Source organism: Bernardetia aquimarina, assembly GCF_042180575.1.
GTDB lineage: Bacteria > Bacteroidota > Bacteroidia > Cytophagales > Bernardetiaceae > Bernardetia.
In genome coordinates this window covers 2,177,716-2,199,723 of record NZ_CP170094.1, presented here as the reverse complement: position 1 = coordinate 2,199,723, position 22,008 = coordinate 2,177,716, and the positions used below count along the sequence as shown (strand labels likewise).

Genomic DNA, 22,008 nt, shown 5'->3' with positions numbered 1-22,008 from the left:
AAACAACTACTTTACTTTCTTTAGCTCAATAGCTAAATATTCAACATATTTTCTAGCATCTATCAAAGTAGTTTTTGCTTGTTTTTTTAATGATTTTATAGCTTTTAGGACAGCTCCTTTTTCTTCTCTTTCTAAGATTAGAATTAAATTTTCTCGTATTTTTGGTTTAAAAGTTCTGATAAAATCAATAAATTCTTGTTCAACTAATCCAAAATAATTGTCCATTGTAATTGTTTGAATATTTATTGCTCTGTGAAACTTTACATCCTTCTTTTGGTCGCCTTCCCAACAGCAATAGTATTCTACATTTTCTATCAGAGTTAATTCTTTTAATAACTTTATAAGTTTTATGGGAGCTTTTTTATTTTCCTCGGCTTCTTCCGGTAGAAAAATATCTTGACTAGCAAACGCAAATCCACAAGAGCAGGAGTTACCATCAGAACCTAAATAATAAATGTTTTTCTTAGAAAATTTAGAGCCTAAAACAGTTTTTATTGTTTCATCAATTTTAGAAATACGAATATCTTCTTTTTTTGAATCAAAATACTTTTCTTCTAATTTTTGATTTGTTGCAATATAGACAGCATAACACATAATTATATTGATTATTAAAGTACATTTTTTTATTAAAGAGAAATAAAAATAAACCCTAAAAGTTTTTTAAACATTTAGGGTTTTGTTTCTACTCCTCCTCTTCTCCATTAGCCATTACATTTCTAAGAGAATCTACTCCTTCAATTTTTATCTCTCTATCTCTTATATTTTGAGGTTTTGAAGTATTTTTAGTTTGTTCGTTCTTCTCGTTTTCTTCTTTGCGTTTTCTTCTTCGCTCTGCAATTCGTTTCAAAAGACTAGCCGTAATATTTAAGAAATTAGCTTCTGTAATTATTCCGACTAGATTATTATTTGCTACTACTGGCAAACAACCGACTTTGTGTTTTCGCATCAAATCCATTGCTTCATGAATATTGGCTTCTGGCGAAACGGTATAGACATCTTTTATCATCAAATCTTTTACAGTAGTTACATCATTTTTTATATCTCTTTGTCCAGAATTGAAATGACGAAGCAAAAGACGAGAAGAAACCAAACCACCCAAAACACCATCACGACATTCCACAGGCAAATAACGAATGCGTTGCCAGTCCATAATATCGGCTGCAAACTCAGGAACATCATCTTCTGTAACCGTAAAAAGGTCAGTATCCATAAATTCTTCTACCAATAAATCGGAAGGTTGCCAGTCTGAAATATCATCGATGGTAGCAAGTTTCCACGTATGAATGGGCTGATTATTTTTTTGCTTGGCTGCAATGGCTACCGTTATGGCTGTCATGACTTCCTCTTTTGTAGTCTGTTTGATGAGTTTAGAGTAGGATTGTAGCATCCAACTAGAGCCTGTTTGTTCTGATTTTACACGAGCTTCAATAATTCCCATGTATTTATCAATATCTTCTTGATTGATATTTGCTTTTTGTAATCCTTTTCTTGCCATCGGAATTATTTCATTCAGAAGTAAATCCTTTGTACTCATTTTTTTGCCATTTACCCATTTTACATCCACACGCAAACCATGACGAGCTACATTCATAAAATTTGCACGAGCATCATCAAATTCCATTATTTCAGTTACGTCTGGATAGGTGTCTTCAAAAGCATTCATTGCGCCAATCCAAAGTGCAGCATTTGCTACTTCATCAACTACTGTTGGTCCTGCTGGTAGAATACGATTTTCAATTCTCAAATGTGGTTTTCCATTCGGACTTACGCCATAACACGGACGATTCCAACGATACACTGTCGAATTATGAACATTCAAGGCACGCAACTTTGGTGTTTTTCCTTCTTGTACCATTTTGATAGCATCTTCATCAATATCAGTCGTCAAAAGAACTCTAAAACGCATGATATCCTCACGATACAAGTCTAAAATCGAACCTTTGAGCCATTTATTTCCAAACATCACACGAGGACTACGCTCACGTAAATGTTCCGACGAAATACGAGTATCAACCGACTGACGAAAAAGTGCAATCCTAGTTTCACTCCAAAGACGTTTATTAAAAAGCATTGGAGAATTACAAGCTGCTGCCAAAATAGGTGCAGAAATAGCCATGGCAACATTATATTTTGAAACAAATTCCTCAGGTTTTATCTGCAAATGAACTTGAAAACTTGTATTACAAGCCTCTACCAATGCTGTATCATGTAATGTATTTAGTTCATCAATGCCTTCAATTTTGAGTTCGTAAGTTTCCTTTCCTCTCAATTTTTTGAGGGAATTCATCAGTGCATAATAACGGTCTAAAGGCGTAATATTGTCAGTCGTGAGGTCAAATTTTCTTATTGTTGGAAGTATTCCTGTTAGGATATAGTCAATATCACGTTTTTTAGTTACTTTTTCTAGTGCTTTCAATAATTTGAGTGTTTCGGCTTCTACTTTCGAAAAACAATCACCTTTGAAAGGTTGAGGTTCTAAATTACATTCTACATTAAAACGAGCTAATTCTGTCGTAAAACTATCATGATTTAGTTCTTCCAAAACTTCCAAACAAGTGGCAGAAGGTTTTCCGTGATCATCAACCAAACAAATTTCTTGTTCTGCTCCAATGTGCATTTGTTCGTTATCGAAGCAATCTTTTTTGAGCATCAACTCAAGAGCTTGAATATCCTTGAGTAAGTATCGTGTAAATTCATTGAGGTCAAGCTGATTATCTGCTATTCTTACGTTTAAATCTCCCATAAAATCGTTGTAAGTAGGTATAAAAAATATTTTTAAATTAAATGTTTTGGTAAGTCATTATACTATAAATTAATCTAAAATACGAATTTTAACTTAGTATCGTAATGATTTTCAGAATTTGTTAAAAAAAACACAACTTGCTTTTGAAGTTGTCATTCAAATAAACAAATTTGATTTTGTATTTTTGTAAAAAGTCATTTGATAATAATCAATTTCTAAACCTCTAAAAATAAACTACTAAAATACATGAAAATACTTTGTATTGGCAGAAATTATGCTGACCATATTGCCGAACTTCAAAACGAACGTCCAACAGAACCTGTTATTTTTTTGAAGCCAGATACAGCTATTCTTAAAAATAACGATGCCTTTTATCATCCCAATTTTAGCAATGATATTCATCACGAAGTAGAGTTACTTTTAAGAATTTGTAAGGAAGGAAAACATATCGAAGAAAAATTTGCAGCTTCTTATTATGATAAAATTGGTTTAGGAATTGATTTTACAGCAAGAGATTTGCAATCCAAAGCAAGGGAAAAAGGTCTTCCTTGGGATATTGCAAAGGGTTTTAATGGTTCTGCACCAATTTCAGAATGGCTAGAGCTTTCAGAAATTAGAGATATAAATTCAATAGATTTTCATTTGGATGTAAATGGACAAACTCGCCAAAAAGGAAATAATGAACTCATGATTTGGAACTTTGATGAGATAATAGCGTATATTTCTAAGTTCTTTACTCTCAAAATAGGCGATATTATTTTCACAGGTACACCAGCAGGAGTAGGTAAAGTAAATATTGGAGATAAATTAGAAGGTTTTATAAGAGAGAAAAAAATGTTAAATTTCGAAATTAAATAAATCTAAATCCTCATTGATGGTTCAGACCTCAACGATGTTTGTATTAATTGAAACAGCTATAAAAAGTATGAAAAATAATGCTTCTTCTCTTATGAAAATTACTTTAATGTATAGTTTATTCTTCATACTTTTTACTGTAAATTCTCTAAAAGCTCAACCAGAAGTTTATACACAAGCTGTTGAGATGGCTCAACAAGGCAATCCACAAGATGGACTAAATCTTCTCAAAAAAGAACTAAATGCTGATTCTCAAAATACAGAACTACTTTATTATACAGGGCTTTATTTAGAACAGCTCAAAAATATTCCCAAAGCAGTCGACCTTTATAAAGAAGCTGTCAAGATAGATAAATCAAATTTTGAAGCAAATTATAGATTGGGCTTTTTGTATGAAAAAGTAGATTCTATCTCACAGGCTTTTTTGTATTATGAAATGGCTCTTTTACATGTTCCCTCTTCCAAATCACAAGAAAAAAATACGATTTTGGGTAGGATTATTATTCTGTCTGATGAGGCTGGAAGATTTGATAAAGAAGTTGTAAACTATGCTGACGAGTATTTCAAAAATGAACAATTAGATAATATTCCTCCTCCTGTTGCGCTTTCTTTAGCTAATATTCTTTATCAAAATACAGAATATGAAGATGCTCAAAAACTTACGAAGTCTATTTTAGAAAAAGTAAATTCGAATGCGTATCCTATTCAAAAAGCAGCTTTTATTTATACCAGTTGTGCTTTTCGTTTGCAAGATTTTGATGGAATGACAATCTATTATGCTAGGATAAAAGATGAAAAACTCAAAACAGAATTAGAAAATACTGCTCCTCAATATTATTATAATTTGGGTTATGCCTATTTTTTTATGTATGATTTTGATAAAAGCATGCGTTATCTCCGAACAGCACTTACTATAAAACCAGATTATTCGCCTGCACAAGTTTTTTTGAATAAAGTAGAAGACCAAAATACCGACAAATCAGATGCCATTTATCATATCCGAAAAAAAATAGAGTTTTCAGAACATCTCTCTCATGATGCAGCCTATTATTATGATTTGACACGCCTTTTTGTATATGAAAAACGTTACAATGAAGCCATCAAAGTAGCAGATTCGTGTTTGCAATTAGAGCCAAACAGAAAAGAAGTTTATTTTTTGGAAGCGATAGCCAATTATAAAACAGTTAGAGATAAAGAAGGAATACTAATCATACAAAAAGTACTCAAAAAATTTCCAAAATTAGAAAATGAAGAACGTTCAAAGTATTATTTTTTACTAGGATTGTTTTATAAAAGAACCAAAAACTATGGAGAAGCTAAAAAAGCATTCGAACAAGCCGAAAGAGGAGTTTTTGAAGATGCTGCAAACTGGGAACTCAAATCAATAAAGTAAGAAGTAATTTTTTTAGAATTACGAATTTTTCGCACTAAAAAATAGTATCATTTACACTAAAAATCAGAGCAACCCAGTTTCACACTGATAACTGATAACTGTATTATTTATCCATCGCTACTCTAAAGCCAATCAGATTACTACCAAAACCTTGAGGATTGTAATAACGATTTGCTGTGCGTAGGTTTCCTTTATTTCCAAACCAACTTCCACCTCTAATACAACGATTCAGACCTTGAGGAACACCTTTAGGGTTTTTCTCACGCATTTGACGATAACGTCCATAGTGGTCATAACACCACTCCCAAACATTTCCAGACATATCATAGATTCCTAATTCGTTAGGTCTTTTTAGTCCTACTGGTTGTACCATTTCGACTGAATTTTTTTCAAACCAACCTACTACTTCTGCATAATTTGCCCCTGAATAGGTATAATTTAAAGTGCTTAAGCCTCCTCGTGCTGCATATTCCCATTCTGACTCTGTTGGTAATCTTTTACCTGCCCATTCTGCATACTGACTTGCATCATCCCATGTTACACCTACTACTGGGTGTGTATCATCCCAACCCCACATAGGTTCTTTGGGCATATCTCTTCCTGTAGCTTCACAAAATGCTCTGTATTCTTTGACTGTAACTTCATATCTTCCAATATAAAAATCATCTAAATCTACTTCGTGAATAGGCATTTCATTTTCAAAAACAGTACTTCCCATATTAAAAACACTTCCTTTTACAAAGACCATTCCTGTTGTATCTTGATTGGTTTTGAATAAATTAGAAGGTAATAAAAAGGAATAATTTGAAGAGTATATTTTTGAGGTTTCTAATGTGGTATATTCTTTATCCAATGAAGCAGGAAAAAAACCACTTCCAAAAATAATAATGGCTACTCCAAAAGCAGAAAGTAAAAATGAAAAAATATGAGTTGAAGTAAAACGAGTTTTCATAAAAATATAAGTAAATGAGGTAATTCTTTGGTGTGAGTATTAATTTTGAATTAATTTTAATCTAATCTTTAAATCTACAAAATTATCAAAAACTATAAGGAAAAAATCTTGCCAATGTATATTTTGCAACGTTTCTTATAAAACTCATCGTAAGGGATTTTAAGAATTATTTACACTTTCTCACTAAACCCAATTTATTACGATGAAATACTATTTACACAACTTTATTTTTTTTGCTTGTTTTTACTTTTGTGTTTTCGCTTCTGCTTTTTCTCAACAGTCAAATGACTTGGGCGATTTATCGATTTTAAAAATCAAAAATGATAGTGCGCTTATTTATTTAGAAAATGTTTCTATTCAAGTAGAAATTATAGGAAATAGAGCCACAACAGTAACGAAGTTGACTTTTTATAATCCGAATGATAGAGTTTTGGAAGGAGAACTGAATTTTCCTCTTGCTGACAAACAGCGTGTTTTTAGATTTGCAATGGATTTGAATGGAAAACTTAGAGAAGGTGTAGTAGTAGAAAAAGAATTGGGAAGACGAGCTTTTGAAGGAGTGATTAGGCAAGAAATTGACCCAGCTTTATTAGAAATGACAGTTGGAAATAATTATAAAGCGAGAGTTTATCCGATTCCTGCAAAAGGACGAAAAATAATTTTGATAGGATATGAAGAAGAACTACAAGACAGCAAAGCTCCTTTGTATCAAATGAATTTGAAATATGGAAAAGTAAAAGAATTTGATTTGAAAGTAGAAGTTATTAATCAAACTGAAAAGCCAACAATTAAGCAAAATCAGCTTTCTAATTTTAAATTTAAAAAATGGCAAACTTCATATATCACAGATTCTAAAAAGAAAAATTTTGATGCCACAGGTATTTTTAGTTTTGAGATTCCAACCCAAATAAATGAAAAGATTTTTAGAGAGAAAAACAATGACAAGAATACAGAAAATGATTATTTTTATATCAATCTGATTCCTAATGTCATTCAAAAAGAAAAAGTATTGCCTTCTTCTATGGTTGTTTTGTGGGACGTTTCACATTCTAGTAAGGAGCGAAAAACAGAAAAAGAAATAGCACTTCTTGAAAATTATTTAGAAAGAATAAATCAAAAAAAGTCGGATAATTCTTTAAACCTAAAACTAATTTTATTCAATAATAGAATAGTCAGTCAGAATGATTTTTTGATAAATGAATCTAATTTTGAAAATCAAATCATCAAAATTAAAGAGCAATTAGAAAGCGTAATTTATGATGGAGGAACGGATTTAAAAGCCATTGATTTTCCTAAGTTAGAACAAGAGGAAATACTTCTTTTTTCGGACGGAATTTCGAATCTTTCGTACTCGGCAGATGCTTTTCCTATCAAAAAAGACAATCTACAAACTATTTATACTATCGTTTCTAGTGGAACAAATGATGCTCCTTTTCTAAATTCTTTAGCTCAAAAAACAGGAGGAAATTATATCAATCTTTCTTATGAAACGCAAAAAGAAGCTGTAGAAGCTCTTTTATCTCAAAATTATCAGTTTTTGGGAGCAAAATATAAAAATAGAATCCTAAGCGAAGTTTATCCACAAACACCTCAAACATTACAAAAAGGAAAAACGTTTTCTCTAGCAGGACAGATAAATTCTAACAAAGATGCAGAAATAGAAATTCAGTTTGGAATAGGAAAACAAGTTTTAGAAACTAGAAAAATTACAATTCCTAAAAATTACAATTCAACCTCTATTCAGCGTATTTGGGCAAATAAAAAAGTGGATGAGTTTTCTCTAAACACAAGACAAAATAAAACCAAAATCATTGAAGTAGCCAAAAATTATAGCTTGATTACGCCTTATACTTCGCTTATCGTTTTGGATAGAATAGAAGATTATGTCAAATATGAAATTTCGCCACCTGCCGAACTAAAAGAAGAGTATGAAAAACTATTAGCTCAAAAAACTCAAAAAATAGCAAGTACAGAAAGTGAAATTATCAAATTAGCTCTTGCAGACTATGAAGAAAAAATAGAATGGTGGACAGAAAACAAAAAAGATTCATTACCAGAAGAGCCTGAAAAAACGAATCAGACAAATACGACTACTTCTCAAACTACATCTCAAGTCAATACTGAAACCAATACAAATTCTACAACAGAAACAACAACTGAAAATGTAGAAGAAACTCAGCAAGAAGAGGAAGGAATTGAGGAAGAGGAAATTGAGAAGGAAGAAAATAACTCTAGTAAAGAAACTGAAAATCAAACTACTCAAAATCAAAGCATTTCAGTTAATCAAAGTGAGGTTTTAGGCTATGAACGTAATAAGACTGTAACAGGAGTAGTTTCTGCTGAAGAGGGAGCTTTACCAGGAGCAACTGTACAAATAAAAGGAACAACAATAGGAACACAAACAGATATTGATGGCAATTATTCTATTGTTTGTAGTGAGAAAGATGTACTTGTTGTTAGGTTTGTTGGTTATCAAACTATAGAAAAAAGTGTAGCAAGTCAAAGTAATATTGATGTAACTCTATCAGATTCTAATTTGGAGGCAGTTGTGGTTACTTCTTATGGAGTTGAACAACCAAAAAAGAGTTTAGGCTATTCTGTTCAATCCATTCAAGGAAAAGTAGCAGGTGTACAAATAACTGGAAATGCTGGAGCTTCTTCAAATGTAGTAATCAGAGGAAATTCGTCAGTTAATCTAAATGCTGAACCATTGTATGTAGTAGATGGAATTCCAATGGAAAAGAGTGATTATAGTCAGATTAATCCAGAGCAAGTAAAATCTGTCAGTATATTGAAAAATGAAAATGCGACGGCTCTGTATGGAAGCAAAGGAGCAAATGGTGTTATCATAGTCATTACAAAAGAAGCTGCTGAAAAAGGCTATGTTTTGCCTGACTCTACTCAAAAAGCACTACAAACTCAACAGAAAGAAACTACAAAATTAGTGGTAAAAGAATGGAGTGCAGATGAACCCTATATGGATTCTATCAAAAATTCTACAAAAGAAAATCGTTTTGAAACCTACCTTTCACTCAAAGAAAATTATTCTTCTACACCTTCTTTTTTCTTGAGCGTGGGAAGTTATTTTATTCAGAATGAAGAAGAAGAAGTAGGCTTACAGATTTTATCTAATGTTGTAGAGCTAGAACTAGAAAATTATGAACTTCTGAAAATGTTGGGTTATAAATATAGCCAACTAGGGCAAATGGAAACAGCTATTTTTCTCTTTGAGAAAGTAAAAGAGCTTCGTCCAGACGAACCACATTCGTATAGAGATTTGGCTTTAGCGCATCAAAAAAATGGCGATTATCAAAAAGCTTTAGATTATTTTTATGAAGTTTTGATAATGGATTTTGATAAAGAAGATGAAAACTGGGATACCTTAGAAGACCTTTTTCCTCTTTTTAAAGTTATCGTTTTCTCAGAGTTTTCTAGCTTGATTGAGCTACATAAAGACAAATTAGACTTATCAAAAATCAATAGTAGAATAGCGAAAGAGTTGGAAGAAGAGCAAAAAAAGCAGTTATTCAAAAATATGCCTGTCGATGTACGTGTTATTTTGGATTGGAACACCCTTGAAACAGACATTGATTTGTGGGTTGTAGAGCCTACTGGAGAAACGTGTAATTATTGGAATAGCAGAACTCAAAATGGTGGTTTTATGATTGAAGATATGACAGATGGGTATGGTTCAGAAGAATATATTTTGAAAGAAGCTATTAAAGGAGAATATATCTTGAAAGTAGATTTTTATGATGATAGAACACAAAAAATAGCAGGAGCATCCACACTAAAAGCAACCATTTATTTCAATTATGGTTCTAAAAATCAAACTCAAAAAGAAATTGTATTTCAATTAGAATCTGGAATGGAAGAAAACGAAGATGAGATAGAAATAGGTAGATTTGAGTGGAAAAAGTAGATTTCAAAGTTTTCTAAAAAACCCTAAGGGTCTTCGAAGTCCCTTAGGGTTTAGATTATAGTTTTTAGTATCTTTGTAAACAAAGACAAACCGAAATTCTATTTTACTCTTTTCTATAAGATGACAAACAAACAACTCGCTCAAGCCTTCAAACTGACAGGTTCTTTACTAGAACTTCACGACGAAAATCCTTTTAAAGTTCGTTCTTATACAGGAACGGCTACACGACTAGAAAATCTAAATGAAGTCGCTGCCGAATTATCTCAAAAAGAACTTATTGCTTTAGGTTTTAGTCAGAATATGAGTGATAAAATTCTTTCTTTATTAGAAAATGGAAGTTTTAAAGAATTAGATGAATTGACAGCACAAACGCCAGCAGGAGTTTTCGAAATGCTTGGTATAAAAGGAATGGGAGCAAAAAAAGTGCGTGTTATTTGGACAGAATTAGAAATCGAAACGGTAAAAGATTTATACGAAGCTACACAAGATGGTTCATTAGAAAAAACAAAAGGATTTGGAAAAAAAACAGCCGAAAATATTGCTAATCAGATAGAATTTTTAGAAAAACAAGAAGGAAAACAACGTATCAATATTGCTTTTCAGTATTCTGATTATATTTTGAATAATTTAGAAAAACAAGATTTTATTGAAAAAATAAGTGTAGCAGGACAAGTAGCAAGACACGAACCAATTATTGATACAATTTCTTTTGTTAGCATTTTAAAAGAAGGAAAAACGACGAAAGAAGTATTTCAGTTTTTGAATAATTTAGATGGAATAAGTTTTGATGCAAAAAATAGTTCGCCTTTTTTATGGAAAGGAAATTTTGATGAAATTGATTTGAATTTAGAAATTCATATTACAGACAAAGAAAATTTTTATGGCAAACTTTTGAGAGAAACTTCTACGCTTTCTCATCTTCATTACTCTTCAAATAATCCGAATCATTTAGAAAGTTCTTTACTTTCGGCTTCTTATCAAAAAGCAAATTCAGAAGAAGAAATTTATCAAAAAGTGGGTTCAAAGTTCATTCCTTATCCACAAAGAAACGGTCTAGTCAATAATAATAATGAGTGGAAATGGATAACAGAAAATAATCAAAGCGACCTTTTAGAATTAGAAGATTTAAAAGGAACAATTCACAATCATTCCACTTACAGCGACGGACAAAATAGTGTCGAACAAATGGCTCTTGCTGCTAAAGAATTAGGGCATTCCTATTTAGTAATCTCTGACCATTCTCAATCTGCTTTTTATGCAAATGGTCTGAACAAAGAACGAGTAGAACAGCAATGGCAAGAAATCGAAGAATTGAATCAAAAACTAGCTCCTTTTCGTATTTTTAAAGGAATAGAATCTGATATTTTGAATGATGGAAGTTTGGATTATGATGAAAATACGCTCAAAGGTTTTGAAGTTGTGATTGCTTCTGTGCATTCCGTTTTGGGAATGAGCGAAGAAAAGGCAACCGAAAGACTTCTAAAAGCTATTCAAAATCCATACACAAAAATATTAGGACACCCAACAGGAAGGTTACTTTTGAGAAGAGAAGGTTATCCGATAGACCACAAAAAAATCATTGATGCCTGTGCAGAAAATAATGTAGCCATAGAAATAAATGCAAACCCTCATCGCTTAGATTTGGATTGGAAATGGATTGATTATGCGATGCAAAAAAATGTTTGGCTCTGTATTAGTCCTGATGCACACTCTACCGAAGGCTTAAAAGATACTAACTGGGGCGTAAAAGTAGCTCAAAAAGGAGGACTTTTGAAGAAAAAAACGCTTAATACGCTTTCTGTGGAAGAGTTTGAGAGTTGGGCGAAATCTTGACAGTAGGAAAATGAAATATATCATAACAAAGAAATATATTAAATATGATTGATTTGGCAGAGGCAAAAATTATACAAGCTGGACATTTAGAAAGTTTAAGTAAGATGTATAAGCAAAAAATAGTAAGCCATTCTCTTGAAGAATATTCTTTTGGGTGGGCATTTTCATATAACACAGAAGATTCTGCACATAATCCAAAAAACAGCTTGATAGGAGCGCAACCAATCATTATAAATAAGTGGACAGGGCAATCATCTGACCTTGAATTCCATTTTAGCGAAATGATAAAAGGAATTACGTTGGAAGACAAATTTTATGAAAAATATCCTAGTTTTAGAAACTATGATACCTAAGACCAATTAGCTAATTATGTTTCTTGTACGCAAAAGAGTTGTCTTTTTAAAGTCAAAAAATATACACGAATGCAAACCTACCTAAAAACCCTACAATCAGAATTTGAAAGCCAAGCAAACCCAAAAATCGCAGCACAGCAAAAAGCCTATATGCGAAATCAATTTGAGTATGTTGGAATCAAAACCCCTCAACGAAGAGAATTACAAAAGCCTTTTTTGAGTAAAGAATTTTTGCCTAAAAAATCAGAATTACATCAAATTGTAAAAATCTTATGGCAAAAACCACAACGAGATTATCAGCTTTTTGCACAAGAACTAGCCTTCAAATACAAAAAAGAACTAGAAAAAGAAGATATTGCCCTTTTTGAGTTTATGATTTTGAATAAGTCGTGGTGGGATACAATAGATTTTATAGCTCCAAAACTGGTCAATCAATATTTTAAATCATTTCCAAAAGAAAGAGATTTTTATATTGAAAAATGGCTAGAATCCAAAAATATTTGGTTGCAGCGTTCTGCTATTTTATTTCAACTCAAAGACAAAGAAAATATAGATACACATTTACTGACTTCAATTACTATTTCTCTTATTCCATCAAAAGAATTTTTTATTAATAAAGCAATCGGTTGGATTTTGAGAGAATACAGCCGAACAAATCCAAATTGGGTAATTGATTTTGTAGAAAAAAATGAATCTGAATTGAGTAATTTGAGTAAAAGAGAAGCTCTTCGCTTATTAAAGGATTAATAAAGAATTAAATTGACTAAATTTGCAACACAATTTATGAAATAATATTCGTTACAAAGATAAAACACTTCGTAGGTCAAAGGCTTGCCTTTGACAAAAGATATAAAATCACGTCAAAATCAATCTATGAAAAACCTAATTTTTTGGAGAAAATGGTCTTTAAGTGAGCGTATTTTGTGTACGCTTTCTATTTTTGCGCTTTTTGCTGGTTTGGGAGCTTATTTGTATGCGTTTGTGTTGGGAGAAAAAGCTGTCTTCGAATGGACTTCCAATGGCGAACTTACTACTGTTCCTCTTCAAATTGATAGCTTTCAACATATCTTTTTTCCTTTTATTGCAGAAGTAGATGGTTATCTATTAAATAAAACATTTTCTACTTCCTTTCTTCAGCTAAATTATTCTGCTGCCACTATTTTTGTGTTTAGTCTTGCCTTTGCGTGGGTTTTGATTCTGACTGCTTCAACATATTTGCGTGTCCATTGGTACGGAATTGTGCTTTTCGCTTTTGCAATTTTTCTTAGTTATTGTTCTATTGATGGATTAGCTGGCATTCAAGGACTTATGGATTTTAGAAATGAAAAGACATGGTTTATTATTGTTCTTTTGAGCTTTGGAGTAGTTACTTTTTTGTTTCAATTTTTTGCAAAAGGTTCTTTATTTCTTCGTTTTTTAGTTATTTCTGCTGTGGCTATCGGAATGAGCTTTTTGGTAGATTCACAACTAAATACGCTCAATAATCCTGTGTTTTTCTTGGCTAATTACGGCATTGTTATTCCTATTATCCTTACATTTTTGTTTGTTATTTTTAATGCTCACGAAATTCCTAGAGCTTTATATTGGGTGGTTTCTCGTGGTGCAGATGGCTCAAATAGTACACTAATACATTTTGCGATAGTGAGTGCAATTTTCTTTTTTCACATGGTGTATTCGTATCTTTTTAGTGTTCGTGCCGTTTCTTGGGAGCTTATTTATGTTCCTCCTTTTGTGATTTTTGTGATTATGACTGTGCTAGGAATTTGGGGTTTTGTGGGAAGAGAAGAACACTATAAAAAGTTTTTTACGGCTCGTCCTGTGGGTTTGCTTTTGTATATCGGTTGGGCTTTGATTGCTTCTTCGACTATTATGTACGCTATTGCGACTAATAATGACCCTTTAATTGATATTTTTTCGGATATAATTATTTATTCAAACATTGGATTTGCGCTTGCTTTCTTTGTTTATGTTTTTGTCAATTTTAGTGAGCTTTTGGAAAAAAGCATTCAATCCTATCCTCTTCTTTGGCAACCTCGCAAAGTAAATTGGAGTTATGCAGCTTTGTTAGGTTTTTTTATAATTACTATTTTGGCGTATCGTCATAATTTTATTCATTACAATCAAGCTCAAGCAGGATATTTAAACGGAATTGGAGATGTATTTTTGTCAGAAGCAGATGCTTTAAAAAATGAAGATGTTGATGAAAATGCTACTGGAGATGGAATGACAAGTAATTTGACGTTAGAAGAACTAGAAGCAAGAGATAAAAAAGTAGAAGAAACTTACCAGCTTGCCAAAATCAATTATCAATCAGCCATTTATAAAATTTATACCAATCATAAAGCCTATTGGGGAATGGCAGGGATTGCGCTGCGTCAGTTTCATTGGCAAGAGGCCTATTCATTTCTCAAAATAGCATCAGAAAGAACAGCGTCTCCTTATACTTATACAGCCGTTTCGGATTTGATGAACCGTACAAATAATGCTGATGAATCTTATTTTATGCTGTTAAATGGTTCGGCAGAGTTTCCAAAAAATCCACAATTAAAAAATAATTTGATTTTTAATTCTATCGACCGTTTTGGATTGAAAAATAATGATTCTTTGGCTAGAGAATTAGAGAAAATCAAAAAATATGCTGATTCAAAAGAAATAGAAGCAACTTTGGAGACAAACTGGTGGACATTAAATACACTAACAGACAATTATACAGCCTTAGATTCTTTAGAATTGCGTATCCAAACACAAGACAATACAGGCGCACTTTCGAATAAAATTTTATATCAAAAACGCTTTTTTGATTTAGATAAAAAAGCTGCGAAATTAAACTCAAATACAAAAATTGATTTTAATGAAGAGTTAATTCAAGATTCAGTTTGGACGACAGAAGATTTGCTCTATGTTTATCATTATGGTCTTCTAAATCAACGAGTTATAGATGAAAAAGTGAACCAAAAAGTAGATAGTACGATTGTAGAACTTATCCAAAATAGAGAACAAGTTTTGGCAAATCAAGAGCATATTCCTTTTATGCTTTTGGCTAAGGCAGTCAATCAATATAGATTAGGTAATGTGTATGATGCTTTCATAACACTAAAATATTTAGATACATCGTATGGAAATTCGACTTCACAATACAAACATTTATTAGGACTTTGGTTTTTGGAACACAAACAATATGATGAAGCAAGTTTATATTTTAATAAAGCCTATTTGATGGGTAGGGGGCTGAATAATCTCTATGAAGCCATTGCACTTTCTGAAAAATCATTGTATCAAGCAGACAAAACCGAAGCACTTCAAATGTGGAGAGGTTGGGATACGACGGCTACACATCCTTTTCAAACAACAGCAAATGAAATGTATTTGATTTTACAAAAAGAAGAAGCCAAAACTATCAATTTTGATTCTTTAGATGAAGATGCAAAAAGACGTTATTTTCATTATCAAATTCCATATTTGATAGGAGAAGAAGGAACAAAAGAATTTGCTGAAAAGCTCCGAACAATGAAAAATCAAAACCTAAAATTGGAAGTAGTTTTGGATAAAATAGAATTTGATTTGAAACGTGGTGATTTGCAAAGTGCGTTAGTTTGGCGTAATTCTGCTACACAACTTAGTGCAGAAGAATTAGAACCAAGAACATTAGAACGTTTCCAACTCATTGATTTAGAGTTACTTTGGAAAGATAATAAATTACTTTCAATGGCTTCTGTTTTGGATAACCTAAAGCCTACTCGTGCATATCAAAAAGCTAAAAAACATTTTTATACAGCTCTTTTTGCCGAGCAATTAGGAGATACTACTCGTTCTAAAAATGCAATGGAAAAAGCCATTGAAGGACTTCCTTTTGATTTTGAAGTGTTGGAAGAAGCTATTACTTATTATAAGCGAAATAATTTGAAAGGCAAAGCATATAAAACAGCTTTTCAGATTATAGAAACATTTCCTTATTCGGCTAGAGCGAATGAAATTTATGCCTTGGAGTCTTTAGATGCAGGTTTGGATAATTATGCTGAACGTTCGTTAGATTTCTTGAAACTAAATATGCCAAATGCGTATGAAAAATTCTTACCAAAATATGATTCTCTTAAAAGTCAGAAAGAAAAAGCTTTTGAAGAGTGGATGAATGGGGGAGAGATGTAATAATGAATTACGACCTGTCAAAGCAGCATAGCTAATTATGAATTTTATTTTCTTATAAATCTTCATTTTATGAAATCAAACCTTATTCTGTTCTTTTTCATTTTTCTATTTTTTTTCAGTTGCAAGAATGAAGATGTTGAGACAGAAAGCCAATCTAAAGAAGTAAAAAGAGACTTTCCTAAAGTAAAAAAACTATCTGAATATCCAAAAACAGAGTTTTTACCAACTTTAGAAAATAAAATTTCCAAAGATAAAAATGCTGTTTACTGTGTAACACTTTTGTATGCTTGGGATGAAGTTAGAAAAGCTATCAAAACTCCTCTACAAATTCAGAGTACAGAAAATTCAAAAGACTTGATTTTGCTCAATAACTCTACTTCTTTTAAAAATGTATTGAATGATGATGAATATATTTCTTTTGGAGGTATAAAAAAGGCAGATGAAGAATTTCTTTTTGGTAGAATAATAGCAAGAGCTGAATTTAATAAATCTTTACCTTTTGAGCTTGATTTGAATAGTTTTGATAATGAACTAATTTTTAAAGGAATAAAAGTAGCTTCTTTCGGAACTTTTGGAGGTGGAAAAGATACTTACAAAACAATTAAAATTCTTTACTATAAAAATGACAACGAATTTGTTATCAAACTCTTGCCAAAGGATAAGCAACACGAAATTCTTTTATTCAAGACAAAAAAGCAATTTAAAAACTTTGCTCAAATGAATAATGAGTTAGAAAAAAAGAAATCTTTAGGTAAGAAAGAACGAAAACAAGAAAGTAAGAGTTGGAAATATTATCTTCAAGATGAAGATGAAGTAATCATTCCAAAATTCAATTTTAATATTGAAACAAATTATTCAAATATAGAAGGAAATACAATTACTTCTTCAAATAAAGACTATTTAATTGAATTAGTGTATCAACGTACAGCCTTTATCTTTGATGAAAAGGGAGCAAAACTAGAAAGTGAAGCAGAGATTATGGTAGCAATAGAAGACTTAATGGAAGAAGAAAAACCCAAACCCAAAAAGATGCGATTTGACAAACCTTTCTTTGTTTTGCTTAAAAAAGTAGAAGCTACAAATCCTTACTTTGTTCTTTTTGCAAATAATACCGAACTTATGGTAAAGGAATAAATTACACACAAACTTCATTGACGACTGCATTTGAGCCTCAACGACGGTTAAAGTAATAAAATAGTGTTTTCAGAACTTCTATATTTTAAGATGTTGTTATTAGTATTTTTTGTATTTCACTTTTCATTATATCCATATCATTCAAAGAAAAAACTTTTATATTATCTGAAGGGTCTAATCCACATGCAGTTGTTGTAATTACAGGAATACCCATAGCAATAGCTTTTAAGATTTGTCTTGGTTGATGTTCAATGTATGTTGGATAAACTACTAAACTAATTTGGTCATAGTTTCCATCAAAACTCTCTATTTTTAAGTCTTCCCAAAAATCATCCTTTTCGATGGCTCTTCCAGAAATAACCAAGTTGAGGTTTAATTCTTTTGTAAGTTTTTTGATTTCATATCCACCCTTTCTACCAAGAGCCGAAGCTGGAAAAAGTACTTTATTTCCTTTTCTTTGTGTATTTGATGATATTGTTGGTAGTTGCCAACTTAATTTCTCAACTTTATTTTTGAATATTTCTGCAATTTCAGAATGTGTAGTTATTATTTTTTGTGCCTTTGTAAGAGCTTGATTTTCTAATTCAATTAATTCTTTAGATACTCTAAAATCCTTTAGTGTTGGACTTTCTGTATGTTTTGAGAACGCAAAATCAAGTCTTTCATGTAGTTTTTTGAAGGGCAATCTTGTCATCAAAACATCAAAGGTTCTGCCACCCAAAGCACCTGTTTCATAAATAAATGGAAGTAGATTTTGACTAATAACCAAGTGAGTAGAGGAAAGAGGTATATGTTGAACTGCTTTTTTTGCAATTTGCTTGTCAAGTTTTAGCATAAGTTCAAAGACATTATTATTCTTTTTACTCGCTAATCTTAATTTAACAGCACGATAAATTCCTTCAAATGTTGTTGAATAGACCTTTCCTAAGTTCAAGGCTTTCCAAGAATAGCGTTCCGATTTTATAAATCTATTTTTTTTGAGAGGTATAATAAAATTATCTGAAGGTGTAGAAATAGAGGTTACATAATTGTCAAATTCAACCCATTTTTCATCTAAGATAAAGGTTGTTATTGCAGCTTCTTGTTTTTTTGATGTTCTGTCTGGATGCTTAAAACAAGCAAAATTTCCACATGAATAACAGTCATTCAGTTTGTGAGTGTTTCTTAGTTCAAAACTGGTATCAGTAGGTTTAGTATTTTTTTGTTTGCTTTTAAAACTAAGAATTAATTTATCTGAAGTCAGTTCGATATTAATTCTAAAATCAAAAGAAGATTTAAAACGCAAGTCAATATAATTCCATTTGACTGTTGCATCTCTATCCTGTTCTGCTAAAGAACCTTTAATTACTTTTGTATGCTTATGCCTTTCGATTATATCAAAATTGGCTTTACTTGCAGCATCATACAACGCATTTGATAACTGACACAATCCACCTGCTATTGTCGGAACAACACAACCTTCTCTAATTTCTCGTCCAATGACATAGCCTTGTCCAAAATTTGGATTTCCAATATGTTTCCAAAAACTAAAAACTTCATTTGCCTTGACTTCAAGACCATTTAATTTTTTGGATGCAATTCTTAAATTTTCAATCTTTCCAGCCGTCAAAATCCAATTATCTTTATTATCAAAAGGATTCCATAAGTCACTTTCTGAAAAAGCAATAATAGGCTCATCAATTAATTTTTGTTGATTTTTGAATTTTTTTGGAGGTGAGAGCATATTTTTGAGAAAACGCTTTCCTATTAAAGCAGTCATTTTCAGTTGAAATACTTTATCATTAATAAAACTGTGTTTTTCTGTTAGTTCTTCACTATGCATGGTTATCTTTTTTATAAGTAGATACACTATTTTTTATCAGTACTTAATTTAAGCAAATAATCATTAACTAAATACAAAACACTAAAAAAACTCATTCCTTTTTTGATTGGAATGAGGAAGATTTGTATTTATAATTACTGGAAAATATAAGTCTAAGATTTGAGAAATAATAGGACATTACAGAAAATAGGAAGTGTTTTTTTACTTATCAATGTAATGGGTAAGAAGTTTTAAATCCATTTTCTAAAAGTGAAATTCGTTATTTGTCAGTAATATCATTTGAAATTGTAATCTTATTCCCATCTCTCAAATTTATTAATACTTCTTTGACATCAGAAATTCCTAAACCTGTTATTGCTTTTAAGAGTTTGATTTTTGCTAATACATTATTCCCTAACTCAGTTTTCTCAAGTTCTATATTTAATCTGAGAGTATCTTTCTCTAAAAATGGATCTCCATATTGTTCATATGATTCAATATAGCTTTCAACAGTTTTTCCTGAACCTGTATGATATACTTTTTTCGTGTTTTTATCTACTAATACAGCTCCATTTCCAATTGCCAAGTTATCAAAATTTCTAGTTTTGATAAATTCTTTTGTTTGATAAAATACCACAAAACATGTATCAGTTTCAAAAGTATTTTCAGGCATTACAGCAAATAAATCTGATTCTCTTATTAAATCGTCTGTTACTAATTTTTCTGCATTTTGAGCTGTCATAATTAATACTGTAATGAGTTAAAATATGAATTATAATGAATGATTATAATTTGTATATTGTTTTTATTCTAGCTGTTGTTGGTATACTCAATCAAAAATGGTTTTCGAAAAAATAAAACTGTCAGACACTTTCATAAGTGTCAGTACAGTTCAAAAAACAAATTATCTGACACCTTAATGTTCGACAGGTTTACTTTTCCGAAAACCAAAAGCGTATGAGTATATCTCCATCAACGACAAAAAGATAAATGAAAGCTACATTGGCTAATTGCATTTATAGGTTGAATCTAGGATTCAAAAAAACTGATTTGAGTATTTCAGTTCAAATCAGTTTTAAAGTTATGTTCTTATATCAAAATAAAATCTATTTTTCCCTTTAGATTTCTCGTTCAAGCATTTTGCTTGGACGCTCTATTTTGTCAGCATCTGCTGACGAAATAGATAGATACAAGCTAGAATTTTGTAGCAGTGAAGTGTAATATTTATTTTGGTATTGTAAAGGACCGAAAAGTTAAAAAGTAGTTCTCTTCTTTCTCCAATCACTCATTCCACTAACATTACCGTTGCCAGTGTCCCCACCAAGGATAACTGATTTTTTCTTTCTATTTTCCAAAAGTTGGCTTACAATAGCTACTGCAAGTTCTTCTTCTTCTTTTGAAGTTTGAACATCTAAATATTCAGGTTTGAAATGATTTTCTACGAATTTTGTACTAAAATTTCCACTTCTGAATGCTTCATGCTTCATTACAAATTTACAAAAAGGTAGCGTCGTTTGTATTCCAGAAATTTTGTATTCATCAATCGCTCTTATCATTCTGTCCATGGCTTCTTCTCTATTTGCTCCAAAAGTAATGAGTTTTGCAATCATTGAATCATAAAAAATAGGGACTTCCATTCCTTCCTCAAAACCATCATCTACACGAACTCCCAAGCCTTTTGGTGTATTATATTCTACTACTTTTCCAACATTTGGTAAAAAATTATTGGCTGGGTCTTCTGCATATACACGCACTTCAATCGAATGACCATTTATTTTTAAATCTTCTTGTTTGAACGAAATTTCTCGTCCTTCTGCAATTTTGATTTGTTCTTTTACTAAATCAATTCCTGTAATCTGCTCTGTAATTGGATGTTCTACCTGCAAACGAGTATTCATTTCTAAAAAATAAAAATTCAAATCCTCATCGACAATAAATTCTACCGTTCCTGCACCGTAATAATTACATGCTTTGGCTACATTTACGGCAGCTTCCCCCATTGCTTTACGCATTTTATCATCTACAACAGCCGAAGGAGCTTCTTCTACTACCTTTTGGTGGCGACGTTGAATAGAACATTCTCTCTCAAAAAGATACAGAATATTTCCATGTGTATCTCCCAAAATCTGAATCTCAATATGACGAGGTGAACCAATATATTTTTCAATAAAAACAGCACCATCTCCAAAAGCTGATTGTGCTTCACTAACAGCACGTTTCATTTGCTCTTCAAATTCGTCTTCTTTTTCTACTACACGCATTCCTTTTCCACCACCTCCAGCACTTGCTTTTACCAAAATAGGATAACCGATTTGAGCAGCTTCTTTTTTGGCTTCTGCAATATCTTCCACAGCATGATTAATCCCTGGAACCATTGGAATATCATATTTCGAAACGGCATTTTTGGCAGCCAATTTACTACCCATTACCTCAATTGCTTCTGGAGAAGGAGCAATAAAAATAAGTCCTGCTGCTTTTACTTTTCGTGCAAAATCTGCATTTTCAGACAAAAAGCCATACCCTGGATGAATGGCTTGTGCGCCTGTTGTTTTGGCAGCTTCGATGATTCTATCTCCTCTTAAATAAGACTCAGAAGAAGGAGGCGCACCAACACAAATTGCTTCATCAGCAGCACGTACATGAGGTGCTAAACGGTCTGCTTCACTAAAAACAGCGACAGTTTTGATACCCATTTCTTTACACGAACGAATAATACGAAGAGTGATTTCGCCACGATTGGCAATAAGGACTTTTGTGATTTTGGTAATGTTCATTATATGTTGTGGTGTTTTTTATCTATTTCTTTGGTTATCTTTTGAATGTTGAGAAGACTTAGAAAACAAAAATAACATTTCTCTGCTAAAGAAACACAATAT

At 31.6% G+C, this 22,008-nt stretch carries 14 protein-coding genes; 8 read left to right on the top strand and 6 right to left on the bottom strand.

Annotated elements, in window-relative coordinates; all coding sequences use genetic code 11:
* Positions 1-6 precede the first annotated feature (6 nt).
* Positions 7-594 carry a hypothetical protein gene (locus ACE193_RS09255; protein WP_375562703.1) on the bottom strand — a complete coding sequence of 196 codons (588 nt, stop codon included), beginning with the start codon at positions 592-594 and terminating at the stop codon, positions 7-9.
* A gap of 88 nt (positions 595-682) precedes the next feature.
* Positions 683-2,743, bottom strand: a complete 2,061-nt coding sequence (locus ACE193_RS09250; protein WP_375562702.1) for a CBS domain-containing protein — start codon at positions 2,741-2,743, stop codon at positions 683-685.
* A gap of 246 nt (positions 2,744-2,989) precedes the next feature.
* Between ACE193_RS09250 and ACE193_RS09245 the strand changes: the two genes are divergently transcribed.
* Both ACE193_RS09245 and ACE193_RS09240 read left to right on the top strand, forming a co-directional pair.
* On the top strand, positions 2,990-3,601 hold the full coding sequence (locus ACE193_RS09245) for a fumarylacetoacetate hydrolase family protein (protein WP_375562701.1): 612 nt from the start codon (positions 2,990-2,992) through the stop codon (positions 3,599-3,601).
* 34 nt (positions 3,602-3,635) lie between these two features.
* The gene (locus ACE193_RS09240) at positions 3,636-4,991 is read left to right on the top strand and encodes a tetratricopeptide repeat protein (protein WP_375562700.1); all 1,356 of its coding nucleotides are present in this window, start codon (positions 3,636-3,638) and stop codon (positions 4,989-4,991) included.
* Between the two features lie 103 nt (positions 4,992-5,094).
* On the opposite strand, the gene ACE193_RS09235 is transcribed toward ACE193_RS09240, so the two are convergent.
* A complete protein-coding gene (locus tag ACE193_RS09235; RefSeq protein ID WP_375562699.1) occupies positions 5,095-5,943 on the bottom strand; it encodes a formylglycine-generating enzyme family protein in 849 nt (282 codons plus the stop codon).
* 202 nt (positions 5,944-6,145) lie between these two features.
* Here ACE193_RS09235 and ACE193_RS09230 point away from each other — a divergent pair, with 202 nt between their 5' ends.
* The 6 genes from ACE193_RS09230 (at position 6,146) to ACE193_RS09205 (ending at position 17,331) form a co-directional block, all read left to right on the top strand.
* Positions 6,146-9,865 carry a VIT domain-containing protein gene (locus tag ACE193_RS09230; RefSeq protein WP_375562698.1) on the top strand — a complete coding sequence of 1,240 codons (3,720 nt, stop codon included), beginning with the start codon at positions 6,146-6,148 and terminating at the stop codon, positions 9,863-9,865.
* A gap of 120 nt (positions 9,866-9,985) precedes the next feature.
* Positions 9,986-11,698, top strand: a complete 1,713-nt coding sequence (locus tag ACE193_RS09225; RefSeq protein ID WP_375562697.1) for a PHP domain-containing protein — start codon at positions 9,986-9,988, stop codon at positions 11,696-11,698.
* Positions 11,699-11,742: 44 nt separating this feature from the next.
* A complete protein-coding gene (locus ACE193_RS09220; RefSeq protein ID WP_375562696.1) occupies positions 11,743-12,051 on the top strand; it encodes a hypothetical protein in 309 nt (102 codons plus the stop codon).
* Between the two features lie 69 nt (positions 12,052-12,120).
* Positions 12,121-12,798: a DNA alkylation repair protein gene (locus tag ACE193_RS09215; protein ID WP_375562695.1), complete on the top strand. Its 678-nt coding sequence runs from the start codon at positions 12,121-12,123 to the stop codon at positions 12,796-12,798.
* 126 nt (positions 12,799-12,924) lie between these two features.
* Complete coding sequence (locus ACE193_RS09210) at positions 12,925-16,197, top strand: hypothetical protein (protein ID WP_375562694.1); 3,273 nt, start codon at positions 12,925-12,927, stop codon at positions 16,195-16,197.
* 69 nt (positions 16,198-16,266) lie between these two features.
* Positions 16,267-17,331 carry a hypothetical protein gene (locus ACE193_RS09205; RefSeq protein WP_375562693.1) on the top strand — a complete coding sequence of 355 codons (1,065 nt, stop codon included), beginning with the start codon at positions 16,267-16,269 and terminating at the stop codon, positions 17,329-17,331.
* Between the two features lie 85 nt (positions 17,332-17,416).
* Here the strand turns inward: ACE193_RS09205 and ACE193_RS09200 are convergent, their stop codons facing one another.
* The 3 genes from ACE193_RS09200 to accC form a co-directional block, all read right to left on the bottom strand.
* Entirely contained in the window at positions 17,417-19,153 is a 1,737-nt protein-coding gene (locus ACE193_RS09200) for a VanW family protein (protein ID WP_375562692.1), read from the bottom strand.
* Between the two features lie 259 nt (positions 19,154-19,412).
* A complete protein-coding gene (locus tag ACE193_RS09195; protein ID WP_375562691.1) occupies positions 19,413-19,874 on the bottom strand; it encodes a hypothetical protein in 462 nt (153 codons plus the stop codon).
* A 511-nt stretch (positions 19,875-20,385) separates the two neighbouring features.
* On the bottom strand, positions 20,386-21,900 hold the full coding sequence (gene accC / locus ACE193_RS09190; RefSeq protein ID WP_375563352.1) for an acetyl-CoA carboxylase biotin carboxylase subunit: 1,515 nt from the start codon (positions 21,898-21,900) through the stop codon (positions 20,386-20,388).
* Positions 21,901-22,008 lie beyond the last annotated feature (108 nt).